Annotated in this window: 26 protein-coding genes; 12 read left to right on the forward strand and 14 right to left on the reverse strand. The window is 65.7% G+C overall.

The window, feature by feature from the left end; genetic code table 11:
• Window positions 1-15 precede the first annotated feature (15 nt).
• The 5 genes from FQU96_RS05955 to FQU96_RS05975 all read right to left on the reverse strand — a co-directional run bounded on the left by FQU96_RS05955 (window position 16) and on the right by FQU96_RS05975 (window position 4,370).
• Window positions 16-816 carry an SDR family NAD(P)-dependent oxidoreductase gene (locus FQU96_RS05955; RefSeq protein WP_146539881.1) on the reverse strand — a complete coding sequence of 267 codons (801 nt, stop codon included), beginning with the start codon at window positions 814-816 and terminating at the stop codon, window positions 16-18.
• Window positions 817-832: 16 nt separating this feature from the next.
• A complete protein-coding gene (locus tag FQU96_RS05960; RefSeq protein ID WP_146539882.1) occupies window positions 833-1,384 on the reverse strand; it encodes a carboxymuconolactone decarboxylase family protein in 552 nt (183 codons plus the stop codon).
• Between the two features lie 9 nt (window positions 1,385-1,393).
• Window positions 1,394-2,218: an SDR family NAD(P)-dependent oxidoreductase gene (locus tag FQU96_RS05965; RefSeq protein ID WP_255467863.1), complete on the reverse strand. Its 825-nt coding sequence runs from the start codon at window positions 2,216-2,218 to the stop codon at window positions 1,394-1,396.
• 291 nt (window positions 2,219-2,509) lie between these two features.
• Window positions 2,510-3,355, reverse strand: a complete 846-nt coding sequence (locus FQU96_RS05970) for an SMP-30/gluconolactonase/LRE family protein (protein WP_146539883.1) — start codon at window positions 3,353-3,355, stop codon at window positions 2,510-2,512.
• A gap of 136 nt (window positions 3,356-3,491) precedes the next feature.
• On the reverse strand, window positions 3,492-4,370 hold the full coding sequence (locus FQU96_RS05975; protein WP_146539884.1) for an MBL fold metallo-hydrolase: 879 nt from the start codon (window positions 4,368-4,370) through the stop codon (window positions 3,492-3,494).
• A gap of 307 nt (window positions 4,371-4,677) precedes the next feature.
• On the opposite strand from FQU96_RS05975, the gene FQU96_RS05980 reads away from it, so the two are divergent.
• Window positions 4,678-4,977, forward strand: a complete 300-nt coding sequence (locus FQU96_RS05980; RefSeq protein WP_146539885.1) for an HU family DNA-binding protein — start codon at window positions 4,678-4,680, stop codon at window positions 4,975-4,977.
• A gap of 78 nt (window positions 4,978-5,055) precedes the next feature.
• On the opposite strand, the gene FQU96_RS05985 is transcribed toward FQU96_RS05980, so the two are convergent.
• The 3 genes from FQU96_RS05985 to FQU96_RS05995 all read right to left on the reverse strand — a co-directional run bounded on the left by FQU96_RS05985 (window position 5,056) and on the right by FQU96_RS05995 (window position 8,220).
• Entirely contained in the window at window positions 5,056-5,922 is an 867-nt protein-coding gene (locus FQU96_RS05985) for a TauD/TfdA family dioxygenase (protein ID WP_146539886.1), read from the reverse strand.
• A gap of 122 nt (window positions 5,923-6,044) precedes the next feature.
• Window positions 6,045-6,956, reverse strand: a complete 912-nt coding sequence (locus tag FQU96_RS05990; protein WP_146539887.1) for an LLM class flavin-dependent oxidoreductase — start codon at window positions 6,954-6,956, stop codon at window positions 6,045-6,047.
• 154 nt (window positions 6,957-7,110) lie between these two features.
• A complete protein-coding gene (locus FQU96_RS05995) occupies window positions 7,111-8,220 on the reverse strand; it encodes an enolase C-terminal domain-like protein (RefSeq protein ID WP_146539888.1) in 1,110 nt (369 codons plus the stop codon).
• A gap of 227 nt (window positions 8,221-8,447) precedes the next feature.
• On the opposite strand from FQU96_RS05995, the gene FQU96_RS06000 reads away from it, so the two are divergent.
• The 6 genes from FQU96_RS06000 (at window position 8,448) to FQU96_RS06025 (ending at window position 12,141) form a co-directional block, all read left to right on the forward strand.
• Entirely contained in the window at window positions 8,448-9,614 is a 1,167-nt protein-coding gene (locus tag FQU96_RS06000) for a mandelate racemase/muconate lactonizing enzyme family protein (RefSeq protein ID WP_146539889.1), read from the forward strand.
• Between the two features lie 158 nt (window positions 9,615-9,772).
• Window positions 9,773-10,159, forward strand: coding sequence for a VOC family protein (locus tag FQU96_RS06005; RefSeq protein ID WP_146539890.1), 387 nt, complete (start codon window positions 9,773-9,775; stop codon window positions 10,157-10,159).
• A gap of 16 nt (window positions 10,160-10,175) precedes the next feature.
• A complete protein-coding gene (locus tag FQU96_RS06010; RefSeq protein ID WP_146539891.1) occupies window positions 10,176-11,141 on the forward strand; it encodes a tripartite tricarboxylate transporter substrate binding protein in 966 nt (321 codons plus the stop codon).
• Between the two features lie 83 nt (window positions 11,142-11,224).
• Window positions 11,225-11,614, forward strand: coding sequence for a PRC-barrel domain-containing protein (locus tag FQU96_RS06015; RefSeq protein ID WP_146539892.1), 390 nt, complete (start codon window positions 11,225-11,227; stop codon window positions 11,612-11,614).
• A gap of 11 nt (window positions 11,615-11,625) precedes the next feature.
• Window positions 11,626-11,943, forward strand: a complete 318-nt coding sequence (locus tag FQU96_RS06020) for a hypothetical protein (protein ID WP_146539893.1) — start codon at window positions 11,626-11,628, stop codon at window positions 11,941-11,943.
• A gap of 15 nt (window positions 11,944-11,958) precedes the next feature.
• Window positions 11,959-12,141: a DUF3606 domain-containing protein gene (locus FQU96_RS06025; protein ID WP_146539894.1), complete on the forward strand. Its 183-nt coding sequence runs from the start codon at window positions 11,959-11,961 to the stop codon at window positions 12,139-12,141.
• A gap of 18 nt (window positions 12,142-12,159) precedes the next feature.
• Here the strand turns inward: FQU96_RS06025 and FQU96_RS06030 are convergent, their stop codons facing one another.
• Window positions 12,160-13,356: an acyl-CoA dehydrogenase family protein gene (locus FQU96_RS06030; RefSeq protein ID WP_146539995.1), complete on the reverse strand. Its 1,197-nt coding sequence runs from the start codon at window positions 13,354-13,356 to the stop codon at window positions 12,160-12,162.
• Between the two features lie 178 nt (window positions 13,357-13,534).
• Between FQU96_RS06030 and FQU96_RS06035 the strand changes: the two genes are divergently transcribed.
• On the forward strand, window positions 13,535-14,740 hold the full coding sequence (locus tag FQU96_RS06035) for an LLM class flavin-dependent oxidoreductase (protein WP_146539895.1): 1,206 nt from the start codon (window positions 13,535-13,537) through the stop codon (window positions 14,738-14,740).
• Between the two features lie 188 nt (window positions 14,741-14,928).
• Here FQU96_RS06035 and FQU96_RS06040 read toward each other — a convergent pair whose 3' ends face one another.
• A complete protein-coding gene (locus tag FQU96_RS06040; RefSeq protein WP_146539896.1) occupies window positions 14,929-16,206 on the reverse strand; it encodes an adenylate/guanylate cyclase domain-containing protein in 1,278 nt (425 codons plus the stop codon).
• Window positions 16,207-16,329: 123 nt separating this feature from the next.
• Window positions 16,330-16,608, reverse strand: a complete 279-nt coding sequence (locus FQU96_RS06045) for a hypothetical protein (protein WP_146539897.1) — start codon at window positions 16,606-16,608, stop codon at window positions 16,330-16,332.
• 589 nt (window positions 16,609-17,197) lie between these two features.
• On the opposite strand from FQU96_RS06045, the gene FQU96_RS06050 reads away from it, so the two are divergent.
• Complete coding sequence (locus FQU96_RS06050; RefSeq protein WP_146539898.1) at window positions 17,198-18,370, forward strand: thiolase domain-containing protein; 1,173 nt, start codon at window positions 17,198-17,200, stop codon at window positions 18,368-18,370.
• A 3-nt stretch (window positions 18,371-18,373) separates the two neighbouring features.
• Window positions 18,374-18,778 carry a Zn-ribbon domain-containing OB-fold protein gene (locus FQU96_RS06055; protein ID WP_146539899.1) on the forward strand — a complete coding sequence of 135 codons (405 nt, stop codon included), beginning with the start codon at window positions 18,374-18,376 and terminating at the stop codon, window positions 18,776-18,778.
• A 164-nt stretch (window positions 18,779-18,942) separates the two neighbouring features.
• Here FQU96_RS06055 and FQU96_RS06060 read toward each other — a convergent pair whose 3' ends face one another.
• Window positions 18,943-19,347 carry a GFA family protein gene (locus tag FQU96_RS06060; RefSeq protein ID WP_146539900.1) on the reverse strand — a complete coding sequence of 135 codons (405 nt, stop codon included), beginning with the start codon at window positions 19,345-19,347 and terminating at the stop codon, window positions 18,943-18,945.
• 84 nt (window positions 19,348-19,431) lie between these two features.
• Here FQU96_RS06060 and FQU96_RS06065 point away from each other — a divergent pair, with 84 nt between their 5' ends.
• Together FQU96_RS06065 and FQU96_RS06070 are read left to right on the forward strand one after the other, a co-directional pair.
• Complete coding sequence (locus FQU96_RS06065) at window positions 19,432-20,133, forward strand: YafY family protein (protein ID WP_146539901.1); 702 nt, start codon at window positions 19,432-19,434, stop codon at window positions 20,131-20,133.
• 282 nt (window positions 20,134-20,415) lie between these two features.
• On the forward strand, window positions 20,416-21,081 hold the full coding sequence (locus FQU96_RS06070) for a response regulator transcription factor (RefSeq protein ID WP_146539902.1): 666 nt from the start codon (window positions 20,416-20,418) through the stop codon (window positions 21,079-21,081).
• Here the strand turns inward: FQU96_RS06070 and FQU96_RS06075 are convergent.
• Both FQU96_RS06075 and FQU96_RS06080 read right to left on the reverse strand, forming a co-directional pair.
• Window positions 21,067-23,382 (reverse strand): PAS domain-containing hybrid sensor histidine kinase/response regulator, encoded by a 2,316-nt coding sequence (locus tag FQU96_RS06075; protein WP_146539903.1) that lies wholly within the window; start codon window positions 23,380-23,382, stop codon window positions 21,067-21,069. The genes FQU96_RS06070 and FQU96_RS06075 overlap by 15 nt on opposite strands.
• A 2-nt stretch (window positions 23,383-23,384) precedes the next feature.
• Window positions 23,385-24,485, reverse strand: coding sequence for an FIST N-terminal domain-containing protein (locus FQU96_RS06080; protein WP_218574609.1), 1,101 nt, complete (start codon window positions 24,483-24,485; stop codon window positions 23,385-23,387).
• Between the last annotated feature and the right edge of the window lie 478 nt (window positions 24,486-24,963).

The raw sequence follows: 24,963 nt of genomic DNA on the forward strand, positions 1-24,963 counted from the left end.
CCCGCGCTCCCAGGCCTACCCCACGCGTACGCTTGAGCCGCCGTCGACCGGCAGCGCCACGCCGGTGATGAAGTTCGCTTCGTCGGACGCCAGGAACAGGGCGGCGTTGGCGACGTCCCAGGCCGTGCCCATCTTGCGCCGCAGCGGCACCTTGGCGTCGCGTTCGGCCGCGACGTCGGCGCGGCTGCGGTTGCCGGTGCGGGCACGGGTGTCGACCGCCATGGGCGTGTCCATCAGGCCGGGCAGGATGACGTTGGCGCGCACGCCGTATTGAGCATTCTGGATCGCGAGCTGCTCGGTGAAGGCAATCATGGCCGACTTCGTCGCCTTGTAGGCCACGAACGGATAGTCGGTCCACGCCGCCATCGACGAGATGTTGATGATCACGCCGGCCTGTTGCTGCCGCATGATCGGCAACACGTGCTTGCAGGCCATCACGGTGCCGCGCAGATTGATGGCCACGACGCGGTCGAAGGCTTCCTCGGTAATCTCGGTGGGTGGCGCGTCGCCGCCGGCGATGCTGACGCCGACGTTGTTGTGCAGGATGTCGACGCGTCCCCAGCGACGCTGCGCATCGGCAACCATTGCGGCCAGCATCGCCTCCTTGGTCACGTCGGCCTCGAACGCGGCGGCCGTGCCGCCTGATTTGGCGATCATGTCGGCGGTTTCCTGCGCCGAGGCGCGGTCGCGATCGACCGACAGGACCTTGGCGCCCTCCTGCGCAAAGCGCAGCGCCGTGGCACGCCCGTTGCCCAATCCTTCGCCGGGTCCCTGGCCGGCACCGACGACGATCGCGATCTTGTTGGCCAAACGCATGACAATCCTCATTCCTTCAGGCTGCGGGCAGCGGGAACTGGTCGAGATATTTCCGGTACTCGGGCTCGAGGTCGATCTGCATCGTGGCGAGCAGCCGCACGACGCCATTGTAGAAGCTGATGGTCATCACGAGGTCCAGCAGGTGTTCCTCGCTCAGATGTTGGCGCAGCGCGGCGAAGGTGGCGTCCGACATCGCGAGATCCGCCGTCATTTCGCGAGCGCCGCGCAGGACGGTCTGGGCCAGCGGCTCGAGCGACGAGGGTTGCCCGTTGGACTCCGCGATCAGGCCGCGAATGTCGTCCGGCGAGACGCCGAAGTCGAACCCGATCTTGATGTGGTGTGCGTACTCGTAGACCGAGCGTGTCAAGTAGCCGACCTGCAGGATCGCGAGCTCGCGCAGCCGCGGGTCAAGCTTGCTGCCGAAGCGGATATAACCGCCCAGCCCCGTAAAGGCGCGTGAGCCGCCGGGGCTGTAGGCCAGGATCTGAAACAGCGGCAGGTCGCGGGCCAGCAGATCCTGGTTTTCGGGCGCCAGGTCGGCCTTGGTGAGATACGTCAAACGCGCCATGGCTGCTCCTCAATGCTCGGTCTGGGACTCGCGGGATGGTCCGACCAGGGTCGTGCCGCCATCCACCACCAGAGTGTGGCCCGTGATGTAGCGGGCGTGATCGGACAACAGGAAGCGCACGGCGTGGCCGATGTCCCAGCCGGTGCCCTCGCGACGCAACACCGACGCGTGCTGGCGCTGCCGGCGCGCCTGGTCGGTCATGCCGCCGGCATAGACCATCGGCGTATAGACCGGCCCCGGCGCGACGCAATTGACGCGGATGCCGTCCGGCCCATGATCGACCGCCATGGCACGCGTCAGCGCGATCACGGCACCCTTGGACGTGGTGTAAACCGTAAGCCCGCGCGGCCGCAGGGCCGAGATCGACGACACGTTGACGATGGCGCCGCCGCCTGCCGTGCGCATCATGGCCGGGATGGCGTGGCGTGCGGCCAGGAACATGCTGTCGACATTGACCTGCATGACCCGGCGCCAGACCTCGGGTTTCTCGTCGACGACGCTGCCGCGGCTGCCGATGCCGACGTTGTTGTCCAGGAAGTCCAGGCGGCCGAAGCGGCTCACGGCATCGGCCACCATCGCCGCGCACTGCGCATCGTCCGTCACGTCGGCTGCGAACGCCGCCGCCGTGCCGCCGTCGGCGGCGATCATCTCGACCGTGCGCTGGGCGAGATCGCGCTGGCGGTCGACCACCAGCACGCGCGTGCCTGCGCGCGCCAGCAGGATCGCCGTGGCGCGGCCGTTGCCAATACCGTCACCCACGGCGCCACCACCGGTAACGATGGCGACCTTGCCGTCCAGGCCGGCATCGCTCTCACGCAGAATGTCACTCACCATAACCGATCACCTCTGGTACCTGGAACTGCCGGCCGCAGACACATCTGTCATCCCGACAGCCTGTGATTTTATGGGCCACGCTGTCATCCCGAGCGTAGCGAGGGATCCTTTCGGCCGTGAACGGCCCAGAAACTGCCGAAAGATTCCTCGCTACGCTCGGAATGACAGCGCGAAGCGATAAGATCACATCCTCCGAGCGCAGCGAGGAATCGCCTGCGGGTGACACATGGTGCGTCATTCGCGCGAGATCCCTCGCTGCGCTCGGGATGACAGTCATTGCCACTCTCCCGCTCAAGGCCAGCCGGCGCCGGGGACGTCGACGCGCAGGGTTTCGATGCGGCCGTCGCGTTTGTCGGCCATCGCGGGTCCGCTGCCGGAGTTGGTGCAGACGAACAGCGTGCGCCGGTCATCGCCGCCCAGCATGCAGGCATAGGCGCCGCGCGGCGCCAGGGGGATCTCTTGTGCGATGTGGCCGCCTTCGAACACCCGCAGCAGCCGGTGGCCGAAAGGATCGGACACCCAGATCGCGCCTTCGGCGTCGAGGCAGATGCCGTCGGGATAGCAGCCCTCGACACGGGCCCACAGGCGTGGGTTGGACAGCGTGCCGTCGGCGGCGACATCGAACGCTGTCAGCCGGTGCGCGAACGTCTCGCCCACGATCATGGTCTTGCCGTCCGGCGTGATCACCGTGCCGTTGGGGAACGTTAGATCGTCGGCTGCCTTGGTGAGGCGGCCGTCGGGATCGACTCGCACAATGCAGGTGGTGCGTTGTGCCTCGCCCTTGTGGCGGTCGAAGCCGAAATTGCCGACATAGGCGCGACCCTGCCGGTCGACCACCATGTCATTGCAAGGACCGCCGGCGAACGACGACAGGTCTGCGACCGTGGTGAGAGCCGTGCCATCCAGCCGTAACAGCTTGCGATCGAGCATCGACACGATCAGCAGCTTGCCGTCGCGCGTCCAGCCCAGGCCCGACGGCTGCTGTGGCACATCGACGATGGTGTCGAGCTTGCCGCTGGCATCGACGGCCAGCACGCGATGCGAATAGAAGTCGGAGAACCACAGTCGTCCATCGTGCCAGCGCGGCCCTTCGGGAAAGGTCAGGTCATCGACCAGTGTCTGGAGTGCGTCGGCCATCTTAGAGTCTCCACAGAAGAATGGTGCCGGCGAGGGCTGGGGGCGCGCCACTCCGTGGCGCGCCGGCGCGAAGCGCCGGATCACGACGCGCCACGGAGCGGCGTGCCCCTAGCGACTGCACTGTCTGCCTGGCTTGTCACCGATCCCATTCGATGCGGAACGCATCGCGGTCACGGTGGATGTGGCCGGCGTTGGCGCCGGGGAAGTGGGCCGGGCACAGCAGGCTGTTGTGTTCAACACAGTGCTCCAGCACCTTGCGGCGCGACTGCGCCGACATGTCCTGGTCCCAGCAGAACTGGCTCGACCACTCGGGATAATAGACCTGTACCGGATGATGCATGATGTCGCCGCTGAAGACGGCTTCGCGACCGCCGTCGGCGAGGCGGATCGCGATCGAGCCCGGCGTATGGCCGGGCGCATCGATGATGGTCAGCAACGGGTCGGGCTGGTGGTCGACGTCGATCATGACCGCTTGCTTGGCGGCGACGACCGGCAGGACGCTGTCGTCGAACGAGCCGCCATTGACCTCCTCACCGCTCTTGTTTCGCCGCTCGTCTTCCCAGTGCGCGTACTCCTTGCGCGCGAAGAGATAGCGAGCGTTGGGAAACGTCGGCACCCAGCGGCCGTTCTCCAGCCTGGTGTTCCAGCCGACATGATCGACATGCAGATGCGTGCACATGACCAGATCGACGCTCTCGGGCGCCACGCCTGACGCCTGCAGCCGGTCGAGAAACGGCGTGTTGAGATTGTTCCAGTTGGGCGCACTGCGTGTCTTGTGGTTGCCCAGGCATGTGTCGATCAGAATGGTGTGGTGCGGCGTACGCACCACCCAGGCATGCACGCTGCCGACCAGCCGGTCGCTGCCGGCCTCGACGTGGTCCGACACCATCCAGTGCTTCTGCGCATCGAAGGCCTCCTGGTCGAACCGCGGGAACATGCGATTGGGCTTGAAACCAGGCCCGCACAACTCTTCCACCTTGGCGATCGACGCGTTGCCGATGGCGCGTACCGTCATTCGAGTCCCTCCCTTTGGACACCGGCCAGTCTATCGGTCGGGCGTCGACAGAGAACCCGTGCCCGGCGAAAGGGAGGTGTGCGCCGGCACTTCTGACCAACTGTCCAGGGGCAAAAAAGCCCGCGCCACCGTGCTTAAATTGGCTGAATCCCCAGAAAAAGGGCCTAAATGCGGTATTTTCCGCTTGCTATACCCACTATATCCATTGCGCAGACGACGATTCTTCGTATTCTAGCTGCGCTTCGCCGGTCGTGTCTTAAGGGGGTGCGGCCGGGCGGAGGCCCCCTGAAGAGAAGGAAAAAAGCCCATGGCTGCTGCGAAGGCTTCTGTCACCACCATTCCGCTGTCGAAGCTCCTCGCCGAGCTGGCGGAAAAGCACGAGTTGTCGAAGAAGGCGGTTGGTGCCCTGTTTGACGATTTCGTCAGCCTGACGGTCAAGAACCTGAAGAAGGGCAATAAGGTCCGCATCACCGGGCTGGGGATCATGCAGGTCCGCAACCGCCCGGCGCGCATGGGCCGCAATCCCGCCACCGGCGAGCCGATCAAGATCAAGGCGTCGAAGAAGGTTGCCTTCCGTGTCGCCAAGGATCTGAAGGAAGCCATTTGATCCGGTGCGTGCCGCCGATCACGGCGGCATCCCGGACGGCGAAAACGCCCGATCGATGATCGGGCGTTTTTCGTTGTCCTACGCCGCGTAGGCCACCGGCTTGGCGCTGCCCTTGATCTGGGTGCGGTGCATCACGCGGCGTGCCGTGGAGTCGAAGGGATCGCGCCGGTGCATGGTGGTGCGGTTGTCCCACAGCACCAGGTCGCCGACCTGCCAGCGATGTGCGTAGGTAAACTGCGGCTGGGTCGCGTGTGCCCACAGCGCGTCGAGCAGTGCGTCCGACTCGGCCCGCGTATAGCCCTCGATGTAGGAATTACGGCGGCGGCCGAGATAGAGCGCCGGCACGCCGGTGGCGGGATGAACACACACGGCGGGATGCCAGGCGCCGGGCGCCTGGTGTGGATCGTCGGTGGCCGTCACGCCCTGGCGCAGGTAGCCACCTGAATTGTACGTGCCGTCGTGCTTGATGCGTCGGCCGCGGATCCGGGCATTGAGGGCCTCGGGCATCTCGGCGAACGCCGCCTGCATGGCGCAGAACCATGTGTCGCCGCCGGTCGGCGGCAGCTCCAGCGCGTAGAGCATCGAGGCGTCAGGCGGGGCGTCGAGATAGCTCATGTCGGTGTGCCACACCGCTTCGCCGGCACCCAACGCCCCGATCGGCTCGCCCTTGGCGTCGAGCACGTTGGAGACGACGTAGATGTCGGGATAGCCCGGCGGGCTCATGCGGCCCTTTTCCTGGTTGGGCGGCGGGTCGAGCTCGCCCAGCCGGCGGCTGAAGGCCAGCAGATCGTCATCGGAGAGTCTCTGGCCGCGCACCAGCACGAAGGCACGCCGGTGCCAGGCATGCTCGATGGCGGCGAACGCGGCATCGCTCAGGCGAGAGAGGTCGACGCCCGCGATCTCGGCGCCGATCGCAGGCGTGACGTCGGTGATGGTGAGCGTCATGGATGCACTCCCTTGTCGTCGCGAACGTTACTGTCATTCCGAGCGCAGCGAGGAATCCTTCCCTTGGGCGCACTGCCAGCCGCCCAAAAGATCCCTCGCTGCGCGCGGGATGACAAGGGTCGTCAACCGGTGAATGTCGCGAAGACCTCTTCGATCGCCTGCTGCTGCCGGCCGGTCGCCGACGAGGCGACGATGATCGGCGTGCGGACGCCGGCTTCGTACCACGCGGCGAGTTCGTCGCGGACCCGCGCCGCCGGTCCGAACAGCGTAACGTCGGCCAGCCACTTGTCGCTCATCAGTGTCGCGAGATCGTCCGTGCGCTGCGCCGCGATCGCCTGTTCGACCGCCGCGATCTCCTCGACATAGCCGCATTCCTTCCAGTAGTTGCGATAGTTCGGCAGCAGCAGATAGCTGCCGAGCGTGCGCCGGTTCACCGCCTTGGCGGCCTCGATGTCATCGCTGATGCAGGTCGGGATCATGTTGCCGATGAAGAACGCCTGATCGGCACGCTTGGCGTCCGGCAGATGGGCGAGCGAGGCGCCCATGGCCGAACGGCAGGCGTTGGCGAACACCACGCCGTCGCCGATTTCGCCGGCCAGCGCCACCATCTTGCGCCGCAGGGCGGCGATCACGACAGGCGGCAGTCCGCCTTGTCCGGGCTGGGCGCGCAGCTTCTCGACGAAGGCGCGGGTATCGGCCAGCGGCTTGCCGGCCTTCGCCTCCATGCGCGCGTGGCCGGGCGCGTGCGCCACGCCGATGCCGAAGCGGAAGCGTCCGCTGGAGATCTCGTGGATGAACGCTGTCGCCTCGGCGAAGTCCGACACGCTGCGCGCGTAGATCGGCGCGATGGCGGTGCCGAACGTGATGCGCTCGGTGTTCCAGGCCAGCGCCTCGCAGACCGACATGTTGCTGAAGCGGCTGGGCACGTAGATGCCCTGGTAGCCGCGGCGCTCGGCCTCGCGCGCGGTCTCGATCATGGCGCGGCGACGGCCCGGTGTGGCGATGACGCAAAGGGCGGGAAGCTTCAATGGCACAGGGTCCTCCTGGTTTTCTGTTCCGTTATCCCGAGCATAGCGAGGTCATCGCGAGCGAAGTGAGCCCTGGGAGCGCGGGCCTCCGGCCCGCATGGGCGGGTAGCGGCGAGGCATGAGCGGGCGGGACGCCCGCGCTCCCAGGAATGATTCATAGTCAGCTCAGGACCGTCACGGTCTTGCGCTTGATCAGGTCGAAGTCGATGGCGGCGCCCAGGCCGGGGCCGTTGGGCACGTGCACCAGGCCGTCGCGGCCGATCACGATGTCCTGCTGCAGTCCGTATTTCTGCGCGCCATCGGGCAGCAGCACCTCGAAGAACTCGGTGTTCCGGATGGCGGCGATCACATGCAGATTGGCGACGTTGTTGAGCGAATTGCCGCCGTGGTGGACCTCGAAATTCATGCGGAACGCCTCGGCCAGGTGCGCTGCCTTCACCAGGGTCGTGATGCCACCCTTCACCGCCACGTCGCCGCGCAGGAAGTCGGTGGCCTGCAGCATGATCCACGGCGCGTAGCTCTCATAGCCGGCGATCGGGTACTCGGTGGCCAGGATCGGGATGGAGAGCTTCTGCTTCAGTTTGACGTAGTTGTAGATGTCCTGGTCGGCCAGCGGATCCTCGTACCAGTGGAAGCCGAGATCCTGCGCCACCAGCCCGACGCGCACGGCGGCGGGAAAGTCATAGCTCCAGGTCGAGTCGAGCATCACCGTGTAGTCGTCGCCGACGGCCTTGCGCACCGCCTCGCAGACCTTGATGTCCTCGCGCCAGCGGGTCGGCGGGTGGATCTTGTAGGCGGCCCACCCGGCATCACGGTGGCGCACCGCTTCCTCGGCGTAGGCCTCCGGCGCCGCCAGCACGGCGGAGCTGGCATAGGCCGGGATGCTCTCGCGATAGGTGCCCAGCAGGCGGTGGATCGGCTGGCCGATCGCCTTGCCGGCGAGGTCCCACAGCGCCACGTCGACCGCGCCGATCGGGCGCACGCCCGCGGCGCGTTGGCGGCGCCAGATGTCCTGGTTGAGCCGCTCGCGGTCCAGCGGATCGCGGCCCAGCAGCACCGGCTTGAGGTGCGTGATCAGGCCCTGGCCGTCGGTGGTGGCCGGGTTCATCGCCGAGCCGAGAAAGGCGTGGCCCTCGAGACCCTGATCGGTGATCAGGCGCAACAGGCCGAGTTGGCTGGAACCGCCGAACTGGCCGGTGTGGCTGCCGTAAGTCGTAGCCGGGATGCTGTCCCACGCAAACAGCGTGAGTGTGACGTCCGTGATCTTCATGGCGCGCCCTCCCTCGTCGCCGCCGACTGTAGCGGATGCCGTCGTCGTGGCGACATGTGTGGTACGCATGGTTGCCGCGCGGGTGGCCGCGTTTGCTGCCGCGACATGACGCGGCAATCTCGGCGTGCTTCACGTCATTGCGAGCACGGCGGCGAGGCGTCCGTGACGGGAGACTCGGGGACCATGTATCGCTACGTTCGACGCAACGATCTGCCGGGAGTCCTGCCATGAAGATCGCGCGCATTGACGCCACCTGGGCGCATGTACCGATCCCGCCGTCGGGTCAGCACGTCAGCAATTTCGGCCTGGTGGCGTCGTTCGACTCGGTGATCGTTCGCATCGAAACCGATAGTGGCCTGGTCGGGTGGGGCGAGGCCAAGGCCGGCGTCGGCTCGGCCGCATCCTGTGCGGGATTGGCCGCCATCGTGCGCGACGATCTGGCACCGCTGCTGTTGGGCCAGGATCCCCGCGACATCTCCCGCCTGTGGGACGTGATGTACAACACGCCGCGCCATGGGCACGCGATCATGCGCGGGCACGGCATGCCGCAGCTCGGCCGGCGCGGGCTCTCGCTGGCTGCCATCGGCGGTATCGACATCGCGCTGTGGGATATCCTGGGCAAGTCGCTCAATGCACCGGTTTGGCGGCTGCTGGGGGGCCGTCGCGCCGAGCGCATGCCGGCCTATGCCTCGGGTGGCTGGGCCGATGCCAAGAACATCGGTGCCCAGCTCCAAGGCTACATCGAAAGGGGTGGCTTCAAGGCCGTGAAGATGCGGGTCGGCGTGATGGACGGCAGCCCCGCGCGGTCTGCCGCGCGCGTGAAGGCGGCACGCGCGGCGCTCGGCCCCGATATTGGTCTCGCCTGTGATGCGCACGGCACCTTCACCGTGGCCGAGGCCAAGGCCTTCGCGCGCATGGTCGAGGACTGCGACCTGATGTGGTTCGAGGAGCCGGTGTCGGGAGACGACAAGGCCGGCATGGCCGAGGTGCGCCGCGCGTCGTCGGTGCCGATCAGCGCCGGCGAGAGCGAGTTCACGCGCCACGATTTCCGCGACCTGGCCGAGCTGCGTGCCGCCGATATCCTGCAGCCCGATCTCGCCATCGCGGGTGGCATCAGCGAGGCGCTGCGCATTTCCGCCATCGCCTCGGCGTTCAACCTGCGGCTGGCGCCGCATCTGTGGTCGGGCGCGCCGGGTTTTGCCGCCGGGCTGGCGGTCGCTGCCACGTCGCCCGCCGGTTTCATCCTCGAGTATTCGCTGGGCAGCAACCCCATGCTGCAGGATCTGGTTCAGGAGCGCTTTCCCGTCGAGGATGGCATGGTGGCGATCCCCGACCGGCCGGGGCTGGGGATCACGGTCGATGAATCGTTCCTGAAAACACACGCACGCGCCTAGTACCGGGATTTCACAATTGACGAGCACAGACCAAGACTGTCATCCCGAGCGCAGCGAGGGATCTTCTGAAGCTGGCGTGCGGCGGTGCATCAAAAGATCCCTCGCTGCGCTCGGGATGACAGCACGCGGCGACGCTAGAAGGCACGAGGAGACTTGGCATGGAACGCGCCGATCCCATGATGGTGGGTGCCGCGACTGTCTTCGTGGTGCGCGATATCGCGGCCAGTGTCGCGCACTACCGGGACGCCCTGGGTTTCGACGTCACCTTCGAATATGGCGAGCCGATCTATTACGCCTGCCTTTGCCGTGACGAGGTCCAGCTCCATCTGCTGGCCGGCAGCGCGACCCCGCGGCTGCCGGGTAACGGCGGTCTGTGCATCTTCGTGCGCGACGTCGATGCGGTGCACGCCGAGTTCGCCGCGCGCGGCGCCAACGTGGTCAAGCCGCCGGTGGACTCTGCATACGGCATGCGCGACTTCAATGTGACGGACCTCGACGGCAATCAGATCACCTTCGGCATGCAAAGCCCAGGCGTGACGTCGTAGGCGAGGGGGACGGGGCATGTTGAGACGGACGTTCGTCGGCGCTGCTGCGGCCGCCGCCGGCCTGGTCGGCTCAGCGGCGGCACAGCCGCTGAAACAGGACGTGCGTCTGTATTGCGGCTTTCCGCCGGGCGGCACGGCCGATCTGTTGTCGCGCCTGGTGGCCGATGCGCTCGCGCCCGTCGTGGGGCAGAAAGTGATCGTCGAGACCAAGACCGGCGCCAGCGGCTTCATCGCCAATGAAGCTGTCGCCAGATCGGCACCCGACGGCCACACGATCCTGCTGGCGGGCATGGCGGCGTTCTGCGTGTCGCCGGTGATGCCCGGGCAAAAGCTGCCGATCGATGTCGACAAGGACCTGACGCCCATCGCCAATGTCGCCGGCGTCTACAACATGCTGGTCGTCAGCCGCCACGCGCCGTTCCGCCTGGTGCCGGAGATCATCGATCAGGCCAAGGCCAGTCCCGGCAAGTTCACCTACGCCTCCACCGGCAACGGCACGTCGCAGCATCTGGCGGGCGAGATGTTCAAGAAGCTGGCCGGTGTCGACCTGGTCCATGTGCCCTACCGCGGCGGCGCGCCGGCCATCCAGGACATGGTCGCGGGTAACGTCAACATGATGTTCGGCAACATGCCGGAGTTTCTTGGCCAGATCACCGGCGGCAACCTGATCCCGGTTGCCTTTGGCGCACCGCAGGCGTCGCCGCTGTTTCCCGGCCTGCCGCTGATCTCGCGCTGGCTGCCCGACTTCAAGATCGTGAACTGGTTTGGCCTGTTCGGTCCGGCGGGCCTGTCCGCCGATCTTGTGCAGTTCTGGAACCGTGCGTTGCGTGCCGCCCTGGCCAAGGACGACGTTCAGAAGCGCATGGTCGAGAGCGGCGTGGAGAGCCTGATCGGCTCGCCGACCGATCTGAAGACGGCGATCGCGACCGACCGGGTCAAGTGGGGCGACGTCATCAAGGCCGCGGGCATGCGCGCCGACTGACAGGCATGGCTCTCTCATCCCCCGCGAGGGAACTTGCGTCGTGCAGCAGCGTTTCGAGTGCACGAATTTCGCGAGGGAAGACCATGCAAAGGCTCAGCTTGTCTGTCGGTGCCGCCGCGGTTGCGCTGTCCGTTCTGGCAGCTGGCCCCGGCTTTACCCAGGGACAGCCGCAGACGATCACCAAAGTCGACGTTCAGCAGGTGTCGACCGGGTTCCGCGCTTCCAAGGTCATCGGCGCCGACGTCGTCAATGCGGCCAACGAGTCGATCGGCAAGATCGATGACGTGATCATTGCCAGCGACGGCAAGGCGCCGTACGCCGTGCTGTCGATCGGTGGCTTTCTCGGCATGGGCGCCCGCCTGATCGCGGTTCCCTACGAGTCGCTGCGGGTCGTCGAGAAGAAGATCATGCTGCCCGGCGCCACCAAGGAGCAGCTCAAGACGCTGCCGGAGTTCCGGTACGCCAGCAACTAGGTGAGGCTTCGATGCCGATCTATCGCTTGGAGCCCGTCGATCGCGATTCGCCGCACTGGCAGCGCAGCTGGCATCGCGACGTGTGCCTGGTCGGTGCCGCGAGCGAGGCCGAAGCGCGGGAACTGGCTGCGGCGGTCTTCGACCAGGTGGTGCGGCATCAGGGCCGCGAGCCGCTGGTTGCGCCATGGTCCAACAAGGATCTCGTCACATGCACCGAGGCCGACTCGGTGCCGGATCACATGGCGGAGGGAATGGTCGCACTCCCCGATGGCCTCGGTGGGTGGCAGCTCCGCGGGCAGGGTGTCGACAGTACAGAGATCGATTCTTGAAACGTGGGTTTATGCATGGCGGATCAGCAGCAGAGCGTTCATATCGATATCGATGCCGAGCAACACATGCGGTACTGGTCAAAGACCCTTCACGTTCATCCCGTCGATCTCAGGGCGGCTGTCGATGCCGTCGGCCCGGGTCTGGAGGACGTCCGCCGCTATCTGAAGCGTCTTACCAGCGGTCAGCCGGTCGGGTGATGGGCCAGTGCAGGGGCCTCACAGCCCCAGCACCATCTTGGCCATGATGTTCTTCTGGACCTCGGTCGAGCCGCCGTAGATCGAGGCCTTGCGCCAGTTGTGATAGGTCGGCGCCGCGGTGGCGGCGTATTCCGGCCCGATCGGCGGCTCATTCCAACCGTCGAACAGCGCCTTCTTCACGTAGGGAATGGCGTAGTAGCCGACCGCCTCGCACACCAGCTCGGTGATGGCCTGCTGCACGTCGGTGCCCTTGACCTTCAGCATCGAGGCGCCGGTGCCCGGCCCCTGGCCGGTGCTTTCGCGCGACAGCACGTCGAGTTCGATATATTCCAGCGCCGTCAGGTCGATCTCGACCTGCGCGATCTTCTCGGCGAACGCACGCTCCTCGATCAGCGGCTTGCTGGCGACGTGCTCGGCACGCGCGATCTCCTTCAGTCGGCGCAGGGCGTTCTTGGAGCGGCCGACGGCGGCAATGCCGGCGCGTTCATGGCCGAGCAGAAACTTGGCGTAGGTCCAGCCTTTGTTCTCCTCGCCCACCAGGTCTTCGCGCGGCACCTTCACGTCGGTCAGGAACACCGAGTTCACGTCGCTGGTGCCGTCGACGGTGACGATCGGTTGTACCTCGACACCGGGCTGGCGCATGTCGATCAGCAGGAACGAAATGCCGTCCTGCGGCTTGGCGTCGGGCTTGGTGCGCGCCAGGCAGAACATGTGATCGGCATAATGCGCGAAGCTGGTCCAGGTCTTCTGGCCGTTGACGACATAGGTATCGCCGTCGCGCACGGCGCGCGTGCGCAAGGAGGCGAGGTCGGAGCCGGCGCCGGGCTCTGAGTAGCCCTGGCACCACCAATCCTCGCCCGACAGGATGCGCGGCAGGTACTTGGCCTTCTGCTCGGCGTTGCCGAAGGTGTAGATGACCGGCCCTACCATCTGGATGCCGAACGGCATCACGCGCGGCGTGTTGGCGTAGGCCAGCTCCTCGTTGAAGATATAGCGCTGCGTCAGGCTCCAGCCGGTGCCGCCGTACGCCTTCGGCCATGCCGGTGCGATCCAACCCTGGCGGTGCAGAAGGCGATGCAAGGTCAGGTAGTCCTCGCGCTCGACCTGGAGGTTGCGGCGCACCTTCTCGGTCAGCTCGACCGGCAGGTTCTCTTTCAGGAAGGTGCGGACCTCGTCGCGGAAAGCCAGGTCGGCCTTGCTGAAGTTCAGGTCCATGGCGCGCTCCATCTTCTTCACCTCTTGCGCTTACGGGAGAGGTGAGAACCTTCGTTTAGCGCATAGCAGCCCCTGGATCGACTCCATCGCCACCATCGCGTACATCGGAGCGTGGCGGCATTCCGAGCGTCGGAATGCGATCCGACCAGCAATTCTGCGACGCGAGAGGGGATAGGCGATGGCGCACAAGGGACTGATCTTCGGCATCTTCCTGGCGCCGTTCCATCGCGTGGGCGACAACCCCAACCTTGCGATCGCGCGCGACATGGAGCTGATCCAGTGGCTCGATCACCTGGGCTATGACGAAGCCTGGGTCGGCGAGCATCATTCCGCCGGCTGGGAGATCATCGCCGCGCCCGAGCTGATCATCGCCGCGGTCGCCGAGCGCACGCGCAACATCCGGCTGGGTTCGGGCGTCACGAGCCTGCCGTACCATCATCCGCTGATGGTGGTGAACCGCTTCGTCCAGCTCGATCACATGACTCGCGGCCGTGCCATGCTGGGCTGTGGCCCCGGCGCGCTGGTGTCGGATGCCTACATGATGGGCATCGAGCCCGCCGACCAGCGCCGCCGCATGGACGAGTCGCTCGACGCCATCACGCGGCTGCTGAAGTGCGAAGAGCCGGTCACCATGAAGACCGACTGGTTCGAGCTGCGCGATGCGCGCCTGCACCTGGCGCCCTACAGCGATCCCTGCTTCCCGATCGCTGTGGCCAGCACCTTGACGCCGGCCGGCATGCAGGTGGCAGGAAAGTATGGCCTGGGCGTGCTGTCGCTGGGCGCCGGCATACCCGGCGGCCCCGATGCCCTGGCGGGCCAATGGAAGATCGCCGAGGAGGAGGCGGCCAAGGTCGGCCGCACGATGAACCGCAAGGACTGGCGGCTGGTGGTCAACATGCACACCGCCGAGGACGACGAGCTGGCGCTGCGCGAGGTCCAGAAGGGCGAGCGGCTGGAGACCGTGACCTACTTCGAGGATACGCTGGGCCGGCCGCCCGGCCGCGCGGACGATCCGCTGCGCGACGGCGTCAAGATGGGCACCACCCTGGTCGGCTCGCCCGACACGGTCGCCCGCGGCATCGAGCGGTTGATCGAGCAGAGCCGGGGCGGCATCGGCGGTGTGATGTTCCGCGCTCATGAATGGGCCAACCGCGAGCAGACCCTGCGCAGCTACGAGCTTTTCGCGCGCTGGGTCATGCCGCGCTTCCAGGGCTCGCTCGATACGGTGTCAGGGTCGCGCGAATGGACCAAGTCGCATCGCCGCACGATCTTTGGTCCCAACGTGGCGGCGATCCAGAAGGCCTACACCGACGCCGGCAAGGCGATCCCCGAAGAATTCTCCCAGCGCGTGCCCGGTGCCCGCGATGTGCCGCCAAAGGCGTAACAGCAAGAAAAAGCCTCACAGTGCGTTTGGCGTACCGTGAAGCTTCTGCATGTGCGGATCGCTAACGGCGCGTGCAACTGTGTTGGAAACGCTGTCGATCCAACGCAGGTTCGAACGGTGGGCTCCCACCGGCGCAGCCGGTTCGGCCGACGTCGATGCGCCGTTTTGTCGCCTGAGCGTGGCCGCAATCAGGGCTTCAGTCCGTACAGCGGCACAGGCTCAGCCAATCCACGCAGCGCGTGCGCGCCCAGCAGGTCGAGTGGCCGCTCGAGGCGGCGGGCGACGGGCTCGGTGATCAGAATGGAACGCCCCAGGGTTTTGGTGAGGGCTTCGACACGGCTGGCCGCGTTGACGGCGCGGCCGATCACCGTGAAGTCCAGCCGTGCCTCGGCGCCGACATTGCCGAAAAAGACATCGCCTTCATGCAGCGCGATGCCCGATCGCAACGGCTGCCAGCCGCCGATGCGGGCGAGTTCCGGCGGCGGCTCGACATTGAGGTGTTCGATCGCCGCCATCGCTGCCTGGGCCGCGGCCAGCGACGCGGCCGCCGCCTGTGCTTCATCACCGAAGGCGGTGAAGGGGAAGACCGCCAGCAGACCATCGCCGATGAACTTCAGGACCTCGCCACCGTGGTCCAGCACGGCACCGGCAAGGCGCTCGAAATAGGCGTTGAGCAGCGCGATCATCTCGGCGCCCTCGAGACGATCGGCGAGATCGGTGAAGCCACGCAGGTCCGATACCCAGATGATGGCGCGGATCGGCTCGCCGGAGCCGCGATGGATGGCGCCACGCAGCACCTTGCCGCCCGCCGCCGTGCCCAGGTAGGTGTCGAGCACGTTGCCGGCGATGCGCTGCGCGATATGGCGCTCGATGTGCAGCGCGAACAATGCGAAGAGTCGCTCCAGGGTCGTGCGTTGGGAGTCGGAGAAACCGCCGGCCTGCTTCGTGGCGACCGTGACGGCGTTGTGATAGGCACCGCCGCCCAGCGCCAGCGCGATATATTCGGTGATGCCCTGCGCCGCCAGCTCCGCCATCAACGGAAAGCGCGCGATTGTCTCCGCATCGCCGAGGTTGCAGCGCACGGACTCGCCGTACTCATTGACGCGAAACAGCGGATTGCGCCGATACGAGTCGGACTTCAGCGCGGCTTCCGGAACTTTCACTTCATCGCACAGGCCGTCGGTGCGGTTCCAGTTCCAGGCAAAGCCGATGAGTTGCGGATGCAGCGTGCCGACGTGGACGCTGCTGCGGTCCAGCGGCAGGCCGGCCGCCACCAGCCGCCACACCAACGATTCATACAGGGGCAGCATGTCCTCTTCGCGGACAGCTTCGCGCAGCAGCCAAGCCTCGATCTCGTCCGCGGTCGTTCGCTCGGGCGCCGCCGCCGGGCCGCGTGCCGCTCGGCGCAGCAGTGCGACGAACGGCGGATACTGCCGGGGTGCCGGATCCATGCGCGACTGCGCCATGTCATGTCCTCGTCATCCGGCATGACGCTACACGATCGATCGTAACGGAGGAACCATCACCTCAATGAAAGAAGGCGCGCCACGGAGCGGCGCGCCTTCTGGTGCATCAGCAGTCTGCCGGTGTTAGCGGCAGTCGCGCAGGGCCGCGGCCTTCTGCTCGCCGCTCAACAGCCGGGCCTGATCGGCGCAGCGGTTCGACGTGGTGGCTGAAGCCGGCGTCGGCGCCACGCGATCCGTCGTGCAGTGCGCCATGAAGGTCGTCAGCGCCTCGCCGGACAGGACCTGCTGGCGGGCCTGAGTGTAGCAGGCCTGGGTCTGCTGGTTGGACGCCGTCGACTGGGCGAACGCAGTGCCACAAACGAGCATGCCGGCCAGGCCGGCAGCAACAGCGAACATGCGCATGGTCATCTCCTGAACATAGAGAGGGATTGATGTGATTCATGAATCAACGCAGCCAAGCTGCGTCCCGCTCGATATAGGGACGGTCTTGGGTTTGGCCATCACTTCCCAATGAGTTGATCGCGGGTGCGGCTTTGCACCGCGCACATTCTGCGCCGCGAGACGATCGCGCTTCACGTCAATCTGACATCGGATTGACATGCAACCAAATGGTTGTCTATCTGGCAGGTGCTGGAGGACCTCGCCGTCAGCGTGTGGCAGAGTCGCGAGAAAGTTGCACGACCTCAATCCGTCCCGCTTGACGAGATCACCGATCGCTGGATCGGCAAGGACGAGCGCCAACGCCTCGGAGTGCTTCTCGACCTGAGAGAGCCCCTTGAGGAACTGGCCCCGACTTTCGTCGATGTGACCGCCGTCGCGACGACGCTCGGACAGGGCGCCGCATCGCCGGTGTCTACCTTCCGCTCTGCGAGCCTGTCCATGCTCACCACGCCGCCCGGCGTTGCCCGAACGCGGTCATCGACATCTCGACCGTGGTCGCGAAATGCACCACGATGCGGCGATATCCATCGCGCGGGAGAACGAGCCGCCCATGAGTCTCAAAGGCAAAGCCTATATCGCAGGCATCTATGAACACCCCACCCGGCTGGCGACCGATCTGTCGCTGGCCATGATCCATGCCGAGGTGGCCAAGGGCGCACTCGAGGATGCCGGCCTTACCAAGGCCGACGTCGACGGCTACTTCTGCGCCGGCGACGCGCCCGGCCTCGGCCCGATGTCGATGGTCGAGTACATGGGCCTCAACCCCAGGCACGTCGATTCCACGGACACTGGCGGTTCGTCCTATGTCGTGCATGTCGGCCACGCTTTGGAAGCGATCGCTGCCGGCAAGTGCAAGGTGGCGCTGATCACCTTGGCCGGCCGGCCGCGCGCCGAGGGCATGGCCACCGGCACGGTGCCGCGCAGCCGTGGCGGCACGCCGACTCCCGACGAGCCGTTCGAGTTTCCCTACGGGCCCACGGTGGTGAACATGTACGGCATGTGCGCCATGCGCCACATGCACCAGTACGGCACCACCAGCGAGCAGCTGGCCTGGATCAAGGTCGCCGCCTCGCACCACGCGCAGCACAACCCGCATGCGCTGTTGCGCGACGTGGTGACGGTCGAGGACGTGGTGAACTCGCCGATGATTTCCGATCCGCTGCATCGGCTGGATTGCTGCGTCATCACCGACGGCGGCGGCGCCATCGTCGTCGTGGCGCCGGAGATCGCCAAGAGCCTGAAGCGGCCCAAGGTCAAGGTGCTGGGTGCTGCCGAAGCGATGAAGACGCAGATGGGCGGTAAGGTCGACCTGACCTACAGCGGCGCCGTGTACACCGGTCCGCCGGCCTTCGCCGAAGCCGGCGTCAAGCCGTCGGACATCAAGTACGTGTCGATCTACGACAGCTTCACGATCACGGTGCTGATGCAGCTCGAAGACCTCGGGTTTGCCGAGAAGGGCAAGGGCGGCAAGCTGGTGGCCGACGGCAACCTGATCTCGGGTGTCGGCAAGCTGCCGTTCAACACCGATGGCGGCGGCCTGTGCAGCAACCATCCCGGCAACCGCGGCGGCCTCACCAAGGTGCTCGAAGCGGTACGCCAGCTGCGCGGCGAGGCGCATCCCAAGGTGCAGGTGAAGAACTGCGATCTGGCTTTGGCGCATGGCACCGGCGGCTCGCTGGGCTCTCGCCATGGCAGCGGCACCGTCATTCTGGAAAGGGAGTAGGCCATGGCCGCGCAAGCACAAACCAAGGAACGCAAGCTGCCGGCGCCCTCGGTGAGTTCCGAGACCAAGGCCTATTGGGATGCGGCCGGCGAGGGCAAGCTGCTGGTGCGCAAATGCACCGCGTGCGGCGAAGCCCACCACTATCCGCGCACGATCTGCCCGTTCTGCTTCAGCGACAAGACGGAATGGATCACGGCGTCAGGCAAAGGCACGATCTACTCGTTCAGTGTCATGCGCCGGGCGCCGGTACCCTATGCCCTCGCCTATGTGACCTTGGCCGAAGGCCCATCGATGATGACCAACATCGTTGACTGCGACTTAGACAAGATCCGCATCGGCCAGAACGTGACGGTGGTCTTCAAGCCCACCGACGGCGGCCCGCCGCTGCCGATGTTCGCGCCGGCGTAGAAAAAATACCTTCCCCCGCATGCGGGGGAAGGTGCCCCGAAGGGGCGGATGGGGGATGGGTCGAACGGACTGGGTGTGTCGACCTTGGCATCGTCCTCGTTGCAGCGCCCCCCATCCGGCGCTGCGCGCCACCTTCCCCCGCGAGCGGGGGAAGGTAATAAACCTCACAAGTGCCGTGTCTCGGCCGGCTCCTCCCACCAGGCGTTATCGCGGCCGTTGCCGTACCGTATCGGCGCTGCGATGAGTTCCGCCGGTGTCGCATCGTCGAGCGTGGCGAGCTGGATCGACACAAAGGCGCCGCCGAGCTGCTCGACGTGTCCGCGATTGAAACAGCGGACGCCGCAGCGGCTGCAGAACAGGTGGTGGCCGCTTTTGGTGGCGAACTGATAGCCGGTGAGCACGTCCTCGCCGGCCAGCAATCGAAAATCTTCGGGCTTGATCAAGACGCCCCACGCCCGCGTCTTGGCGCAGATCGAACAGTTGCACTTGCCGGTTCCGGCCGCCAGGTCGATGTCGGCTTCGTAGCGGACGGCGCCGCAGTGGCAGCTGCCATGATAGGTCTTTTTCATGTCGGGTCCTCGGTGTCGATGAATGGACTTTAGCGCAGGGCTGTTGCCACCCTGCTGTCAGCATGGAACTGTCGTGCTGTTGCCATGCGCCGCGCCGACCGCCTTTTCCAGATCATTCAGATCCTCCGCCGCTCGACCCGGCCGGTCACCGCGGCGGCCATCGCGGCCGAACTCGAAACGTCGAAGCGCTCGGTCTATCGCGATATCGCGGCCCTGATCGGCCAGCGGGTGCCGGTCCGCGGCGAGGCCGGCATGGGCTATGTGCTGGACGGCGGCTTCGATCTGCCGCCGCTGATGCTGACAGGTGACGAGGTCGAGGCTGCCGTCCTGGGGGCGCAGTGGGTTGCTGGACATGCCGATCCAGCTCTGGCCAGGGCCGCGCGTGATCTGATCGCAAAGATTGCGTCCATCGTGCCCGACCATCTGCAGCCGCTTATTCGGGATGCGGCGGCGCGCACCGCGCCGGGATGGGCCATTCCGCCCGACGGGCTCGATGTCGCGCAGGCCCGTGCCTGGGCCCGGGTGGGAAAGAAGATCGCGCTGGTCTATCGCGACAAGGCCGATCACAGAAGTGAGCGTGTGGTCTGGCCGGTGGCTGTCGGCTATCTGGATTCCACGCGGATCCTGATGGGCTGGTGCGAACTGCGGCAAGGCTTCCGTCATTTTCGCATCGATCGGATCACGCAGGCGACTTTCCTTGACGAACGCTTCGCCGCGCGGCCGACCGATCTGCGTCGCCGCTGGCGATCGATGATGAAAGACCGATACGGGCTGGATGACGACTAGTAATCACGATCATTGAAAGGTGATTCACTACCCGCTGTCATCCCGAGCGTAGCGAGGGATCTTTTGATGCATCGCACGCCATCATCCAAAGATCCCTCGCTACGCTCGGGATGACAGCCTGTATCAGTCAATTGTGAGTCCAGGTACTAGGGTTGGAAAGTCCCGGTGAGGCGGCGGTCACTCAATTACTGGCCATGTTGCAGCATCGTTAGGCAAATTGTCGTCGCTTGACCGTTCGCCTGCCGCGCCCTCAAATGACGATACTTCAGGCGAGGATGTGTCATGCGCACTGTCCTGGTCGCCGACGATCACCCGATGTTTCGCGAAGCGTTGGCCAGCACGCTGAGGTCGCTTGACGACCAGGTGGCCGTGCTCGAAAGCGGCTCGTTCGGCGAGGCGGTAGAGCGGGTCGCGGCCGGGGCCGACATCGACCTGATCTTGCTGGATCTTCGCATGCCGGGGATGAACGGCGTGAAGGGCGTGCGCTCGCTGCGGGTGAGGCGGCCGGATATCCCGGTCGCCGTCGTCTCCGCTCTGGCCGACAGCTACGTGATGCGTGAGTGCTTCGATGCCGGGGCCGTCGCCTACATCCCGAAATCGTTGTCCCGTGACGCTGTCATCGCGGCCATCACCACGATTCTCGACGGCGGCACGTATGCGCCGACCGAAGGCATGGGCGGCGCGTCCCTGGGCGACGACAGCGATGATCGCGGACTCGATGAAGCCATTCGTTGCCGCTTCGAGCTGTTGACCAACCAGCAGCGCAAAGTGCTCGAATTGATGTCCGAGGGGAAACTCAACAAGCAGATCGCCTACATCATCGACGTGCAGATCACGACCGTGAAGGCGCATGTGTCCAGTCTGCTGCAGAAGCTGGGTGTGTCCAGCCGCACGCAGGCCGTCATCCTCTACCAGAAATACCGCCGAAGCCTGTCAGCGCCGAACTGACGCGATCAGTGCGCGCAGCCGCGCCGGTTTGATCGGCTTGGTCAGCAGGCTGGCCGAGGCCAGACGCTGCACGGCAGCCTGAACCTCGGGGCTGCGGTCGGCCGTAATGATGGCGGCCGGGACGTCGGCGCCCAGTTGGCCGCGCAGTTCGGTGATCAGATCAGTACCGACATCGCCGTCGTCGAGGTGATAGTCGGCCAGGAGAATCTGAGGCTGGAAGTCAGCCTGTGCCAGGCGTGCCCGCGCCTGGCGCCGGTTGGCGACGGCGACGGCCTGACACCGCCATGTCTGCAGAAGTCGCGTCATGCCGTCGAGCACCGCAGGATCGTTGTCGATCAGCAGCACGCGCACATTGTCGACGGGACTTGCCGCCGGCAATGTGACCGAACGGGCCAGGGTGTGGGGTCGGGGTGAATGGGCCAAAGGCACCAGGACGGAAAAACAGGAACCGCGTCCCACACGGGAGCGAACCCTGACCTGATAGCCCAGGAGGCGGCTGATCCGGGCGACGATCGACAGGCCGAGCCCGTAGCCCTTGCGGGCACCCTCCACCGGGTCCAGGCGTCGAAATTCTTCGAAGATCTCGTTGATCTTGTCTTCGGGGATGCCGACGCCGGTATCGTGCACCTGCAACTCGACCATGTCGCCGCGCCGGCGGATGCCGAAGAGCACTCGTCCGGACACCGTGTAGCGGCAGGCATTCGTCAGGAAATTCTGTAGCAAGCGGCGCAGCAGGCGCGGGTCGGATTGCACGGTGAGCTGACAGGGCATCAGCCGGAATGACAGGCCCTGTTGCTCAGCCTGCGGCGCCAGCTCATCGCGCAAGGCCTCCATCAGCGGCGCCAGGCGGACATCCGCGACGCTGGCGCTGACGTGCCCCGAGTCGAGTTTCGACATGTCGAGCAGGATGTTCAGCAGGTCTTCCACGTTGCCCAGCGCATGGTCGACCTTGGACAGGACGATCTCATCCGCATCGCCGGGGCCGGCATTCTGCAGCGCGGCGATGAACAGGCGCGCGGCGTTGAGCGGCTGCAAAAGATCGTGGCTGGCGTCGGCGAGGAACTTGGTCTTGCTGACGTTGGCCCGCTCGGCCTCGACCTTGGCGGCCTGCAGTTCCCGCGCGATGCGTCGCCGTTGTTCGACCTCGCGTGAGAGGGTTTCGTTCAGTTCCGACAAGGTCGCGGTGCGCTCGCGCACGCGCCGTTCGAGTTCCTCGTTGGCGGCCTCGAGGATCTGCTCGGCCCGTCGTCGCTCCGTGATGTCCTGGATCAGCGTGAAGAAACCGACCACGTCGCCGCGATGGCTGCGGTGCGGTACATAGGTGGCGAGGCCGAACCGCGGCTGGTTGTCCGACGAGCGCAAGGGCAGGTCGAACGTGACGGTGTGCCCATTCAGCGCCCGCTCGACGAAGGGTTGGCGCTGTTCGTACTCGGCATCGCCGAGAATGGCGCGCAAGGGCCGGCCCAGGATGGGCGTGCCGTCCGACCCGTAGGCCACGCGATAGGCGCGATTGACGAAACGATAGCGCTGATCATGATCGACATACGAGATCATGGCGGGCACGGCGTTGGCGAACAGGCGGATGCGTTGTTCGCTGTCATGCAAGGCTTCTTTCGCCTGCTGGCGCTCTGCCGCCACTTTCTCGCGCTCCTGGCGCTCGGCATCCTTGAGATCGGTGATGTCGGTGTAGATCGAGGCGATGCCGCCCTCGATCGATCGGCGGTCGGTGACCTGGATCCAGCGTCCGTCGGCCAGGGCATAGACCCAGCGCTGGGTTCCGCGGCGGATCGCCCGGCGCTGCCGCCGTCGCTCGGCGAGCCAACGCTCGACCGGGCGGCCGTCAGGCAGAATGACCTTGTTGTCGAGTTCCACCCGGATCAGTTCATCGAAGGAAATGCCGGCCTGGATGCGGCTCGTCAGGTTGGGCCAGAAATCCAGAAAGCGGCGATTGTACAGGATCAGCTGATCATCGGGATCGAAGATGGCGAAGCCTTCCGAGATGCTGTCGATGGCATCCTGCAGCCGACCCTGAGCCACGCGGCTGCTGACGATGGCTTCGCTCAGTTCCAGGTTGGACTGTTCGACGGCCTGCAGCGCCTGCTCGAGTTCGCGTGTCCTGTCCCTGACCTTCTGGTCGAGCAGGATCGCGGTCTGGAACAGCTGATACGCGTTGCCCTGCATGTCGAGGCTGTGCTCGACGCGGCGCATCAGGGCACGATTGATCTCCGTCAGCTTTGCGACATGGCGACGGAGGCCATCGACGTCCTGATCTGGCGTGGGCAGAGGTCGTTCCGCCGCCATGACTAGCCTCGTCCGAGGGCAATCCCGGTAAAGGTTTGGCTCACATGCATCATGCCGAATTGCTCGCCATATGTATTGAAGCCGATGACGTGGTTCTGCGCCATGATGCGCGAGATGTCGCGCAGCATCTGGCGCTGCTCCATTTCGACATAGCGCAGCACGCAGTCGAAGCCGATCACCGCCTCGATGCCGCCCAGCTCCTGGCGCAAGCCGTCGAACATCGATACCAGGTTGGCCCGCAAATCACCGCCCCGGGCCATGCTCAACACGATGCCTTCGTCGATCGCGCAGAAGAAGTGCAGTCCGTCGTCGTCGACGCGCTGGATGGCGCGCACGTAGTGGCGACCGCCGGCACGCACGACCAGTGGGTGGGCGGCGAAGATGAGCGGCGTCAGGTCCGCGCGCGTGAGGCCGATCATGCGGGCGTATTCGTCAGCGGCAGGCTCGGCGTTGATCTCCATGACCAGTCGGCGTGCCGGGTCGGCCCGGGTGACGACGATCTTCTCGTCGAGCGGCTGAAAATGCTGGGTCTGGAATACCCGGAAATCGAGATCGGTCGAGATCAGCACCAGCAACGAGGCGTTGGTCAGCACGCGGCCGTCGAGAAAGATGCTGGTTTCCCGGAAAGCGAGGTTGTCGCCGGCCGAACCGCCGACCAGCGGGATTTCACCCAATGCATCGCCCAGTGCACTGACGATGATCTCCTCGCGCATCGACAGGCCGTCGTTGATCAGCAGGGCGAAGGTGCGCGGCGCGGTCAGCCGGCGCCGCACCACGTGGTGTTCGGCCACCAGTGCCTGGGTCACGGCGCGGCCATCGGCGATTTCGAAGGACGAGGTCGGCTCGATCAGCCGGACAGACGTGGCAAAATGTGTTGCCGACAGACTGAGACCGGTCACCGTGCCTTGCCGGTAGCCGACCGGTGTTATTTCACCCGCCGTCGTGCAACCCAGCACGCGGATATCGGGTGCGTGGCGGGCGATTTCCGCCAGCATGGCCGGGACGTCGTAGTGCGGTGAACAAAACAGCAGGATCATTTCCATGTGATCCTGGCTGATGGCGGCCAGAAGCTCCGCGACGGCCTCCTCGGTTGAGGCCTTCATGCTCATGCCCCGTCGGATTCCGGCTTCTCCGGAATCCGCACGCTTTGCGGTCGTGCGACTGGCGTACGACATCGGGGCAGCCTCCGTGAACCTGATCGCAATGCGTCAGAGCACACGCCCCATCGAGAATCGCGTGTTGGCGTGTGTCCAGGAATCCCGAGAGTCACCGCGATCATGATTTCCAATTCGGTTCCTGGCTAGCTGTAGTTTCTCGATCCAAAGTCCAATTCCGGACGATGCTTCTTTATCGCTACTTTGTGCCGACGGATGTTGCGCTGCCGCCAGGACGCGCCTTCAGCGCCGAGCGGCCGTCTTTGCCTGCAAGCCAGAGCTTGGGGAAGCCTGTTGTTGCCCTCGTGTGACAACAGCTGTCCGGAGGATCACCGATGAAGACGCGCGCCGCGCTCGCTGTTGCCACCAAGAAGCCGCTCCAGATCGAGATGGTCGATCTCGAGGGGCCCAAGCAGGGCGAGGTGCT

Source organism: Reyranella sp. CPCC 100927 (assembly GCF_007859315.1).
Taxonomy (GTDB): domain Bacteria; phylum Pseudomonadota; class Alphaproteobacteria; order Reyranellales; family Reyranellaceae; genus Vineibacter.

Coding starts and splice junctions, on each gene's coding strand:
- FQU96_RS06010 (WP_146539891.1), top strand. CDS start 10,176: ATGTTGAGACGGACGTTCGTCGGCGCTGCTGCGGCCGCCGCCGGCCTG.
- FQU96_RS06065 (WP_146539901.1), top strand. CDS start 19,432: ATGCGCCGCGCCGACCGCCTTTTCCAGATCATTCAGATCCTCCGCCGC.
- FQU96_RS06020 (WP_146539893.1), top strand. CDS start 11,626: ATGCCGATCTATCGCTTGGAGCCCGTCGATCGCGATTCGCCGCACTGG.
- FQU96_RS06025 (WP_146539894.1), top strand. CDS start 11,959: ATGGCGGATCAGCAGCAGAGCGTTCATATCGATATCGATGCCGAGCAA.
- FQU96_RS06040 (WP_146539896.1), bottom strand. CDS start 16,206: ATGGCGCAGTCGCGCATGGATCCGGCACCCCGGCAGTATCCGCCGTTC.
- FQU96_RS06005 (WP_146539890.1), top strand. CDS start 9,773: ATGGAACGCGCCGATCCCATGATGGTGGGTGCCGCGACTGTCTTCGTG.
- FQU96_RS05955 (WP_146539881.1), bottom strand. CDS start 816: ATGCGTTTGGCCAACAAGATCGCGATCGTCGTCGGTGCCGGCCAGGGA.
- FQU96_RS06070 (WP_146539902.1), top strand. CDS start 20,416: ATGCGCACTGTCCTGGTCGCCGACGATCACCCGATGTTTCGCGAAGCG.
- FQU96_RS05965 (WP_255467863.1), bottom strand. CDS start 2,218: ATGGTGAGTGACATTCTGCGTGAGAGCGATGCCGGCCTGGACGGCAAG.
- FQU96_RS05985 (WP_146539886.1), bottom strand. CDS start 5,922: ATGACGCTCACCATCACCGACGTCACGCCTGCGATCGGCGCCGAGATC.
- FQU96_RS05970 (WP_146539883.1), bottom strand. CDS start 3,355: ATGGCCGACGCACTCCAGACACTGGTCGATGACCTGACCTTTCCCGAA.
- FQU96_RS06045 (WP_146539897.1), bottom strand. CDS start 16,608: ATGCGCATGTTCGCTGTTGCTGCCGGCCTGGCCGGCATGCTCGTTTGT.
- FQU96_RS05980 (WP_146539885.1), top strand. CDS start 4,678: ATGGCTGCTGCGAAGGCTTCTGTCACCACCATTCCGCTGTCGAAGCTC.
- FQU96_RS06000 (WP_146539889.1), top strand. CDS start 8,448: ATGAAGATCGCGCGCATTGACGCCACCTGGGCGCATGTACCGATCCCG.
- FQU96_RS06015 (WP_146539892.1), top strand. CDS start 11,225: ATGCAAAGGCTCAGCTTGTCTGTCGGTGCCGCCGCGGTTGCGCTGTCC.
- FQU96_RS06035 (WP_146539895.1), top strand. CDS start 13,535: ATGGCGCACAAGGGACTGATCTTCGGCATCTTCCTGGCGCCGTTCCAT.
- FQU96_RS05995 (WP_146539888.1), bottom strand. CDS start 8,220: ATGAAGATCACGGACGTCACACTCACGCTGTTTGCGTGGGACAGCATC.
- FQU96_RS06060 (WP_146539900.1), bottom strand. CDS start 19,347: ATGAAAAAGACCTATCATGGCAGCTGCCACTGCGGCGCCGTCCGCTAC.
- FQU96_RS06030 (WP_146539995.1), bottom strand. CDS start 13,356: ATGGACCTGAACTTCAGCAAGGCCGACCTGGCTTTCCGCGACGAGGTC.
- FQU96_RS06055 (WP_146539899.1), top strand. CDS start 18,374: ATGGCCGCGCAAGCACAAACCAAGGAACGCAAGCTGCCGGCGCCCTCG.
- FQU96_RS06075 (WP_146539903.1), bottom strand. CDS start 23,382: ATGGCGGCGGAACGACCTCTGCCCACGCCAGATCAGGACGTCGATGGC.
- FQU96_RS06080 (WP_218574609.1), bottom strand. CDS start 24,485: ATGAAGGCCTCAACCGAGGAGGCCGTCGCGGAGCTTCTGGCCGCCATC.
- FQU96_RS06050 (WP_146539898.1), top strand. CDS start 17,198: ATGAGTCTCAAAGGCAAAGCCTATATCGCAGGCATCTATGAACACCCC.
- FQU96_RS05960 (WP_146539882.1), bottom strand. CDS start 1,384: ATGGCGCGTTTGACGTATCTCACCAAGGCCGACCTGGCGCCCGAAAAC.
- FQU96_RS05975 (WP_146539884.1), bottom strand. CDS start 4,370: ATGACGGTACGCGCCATCGGCAACGCGTCGATCGCCAAGGTGGAAGAG.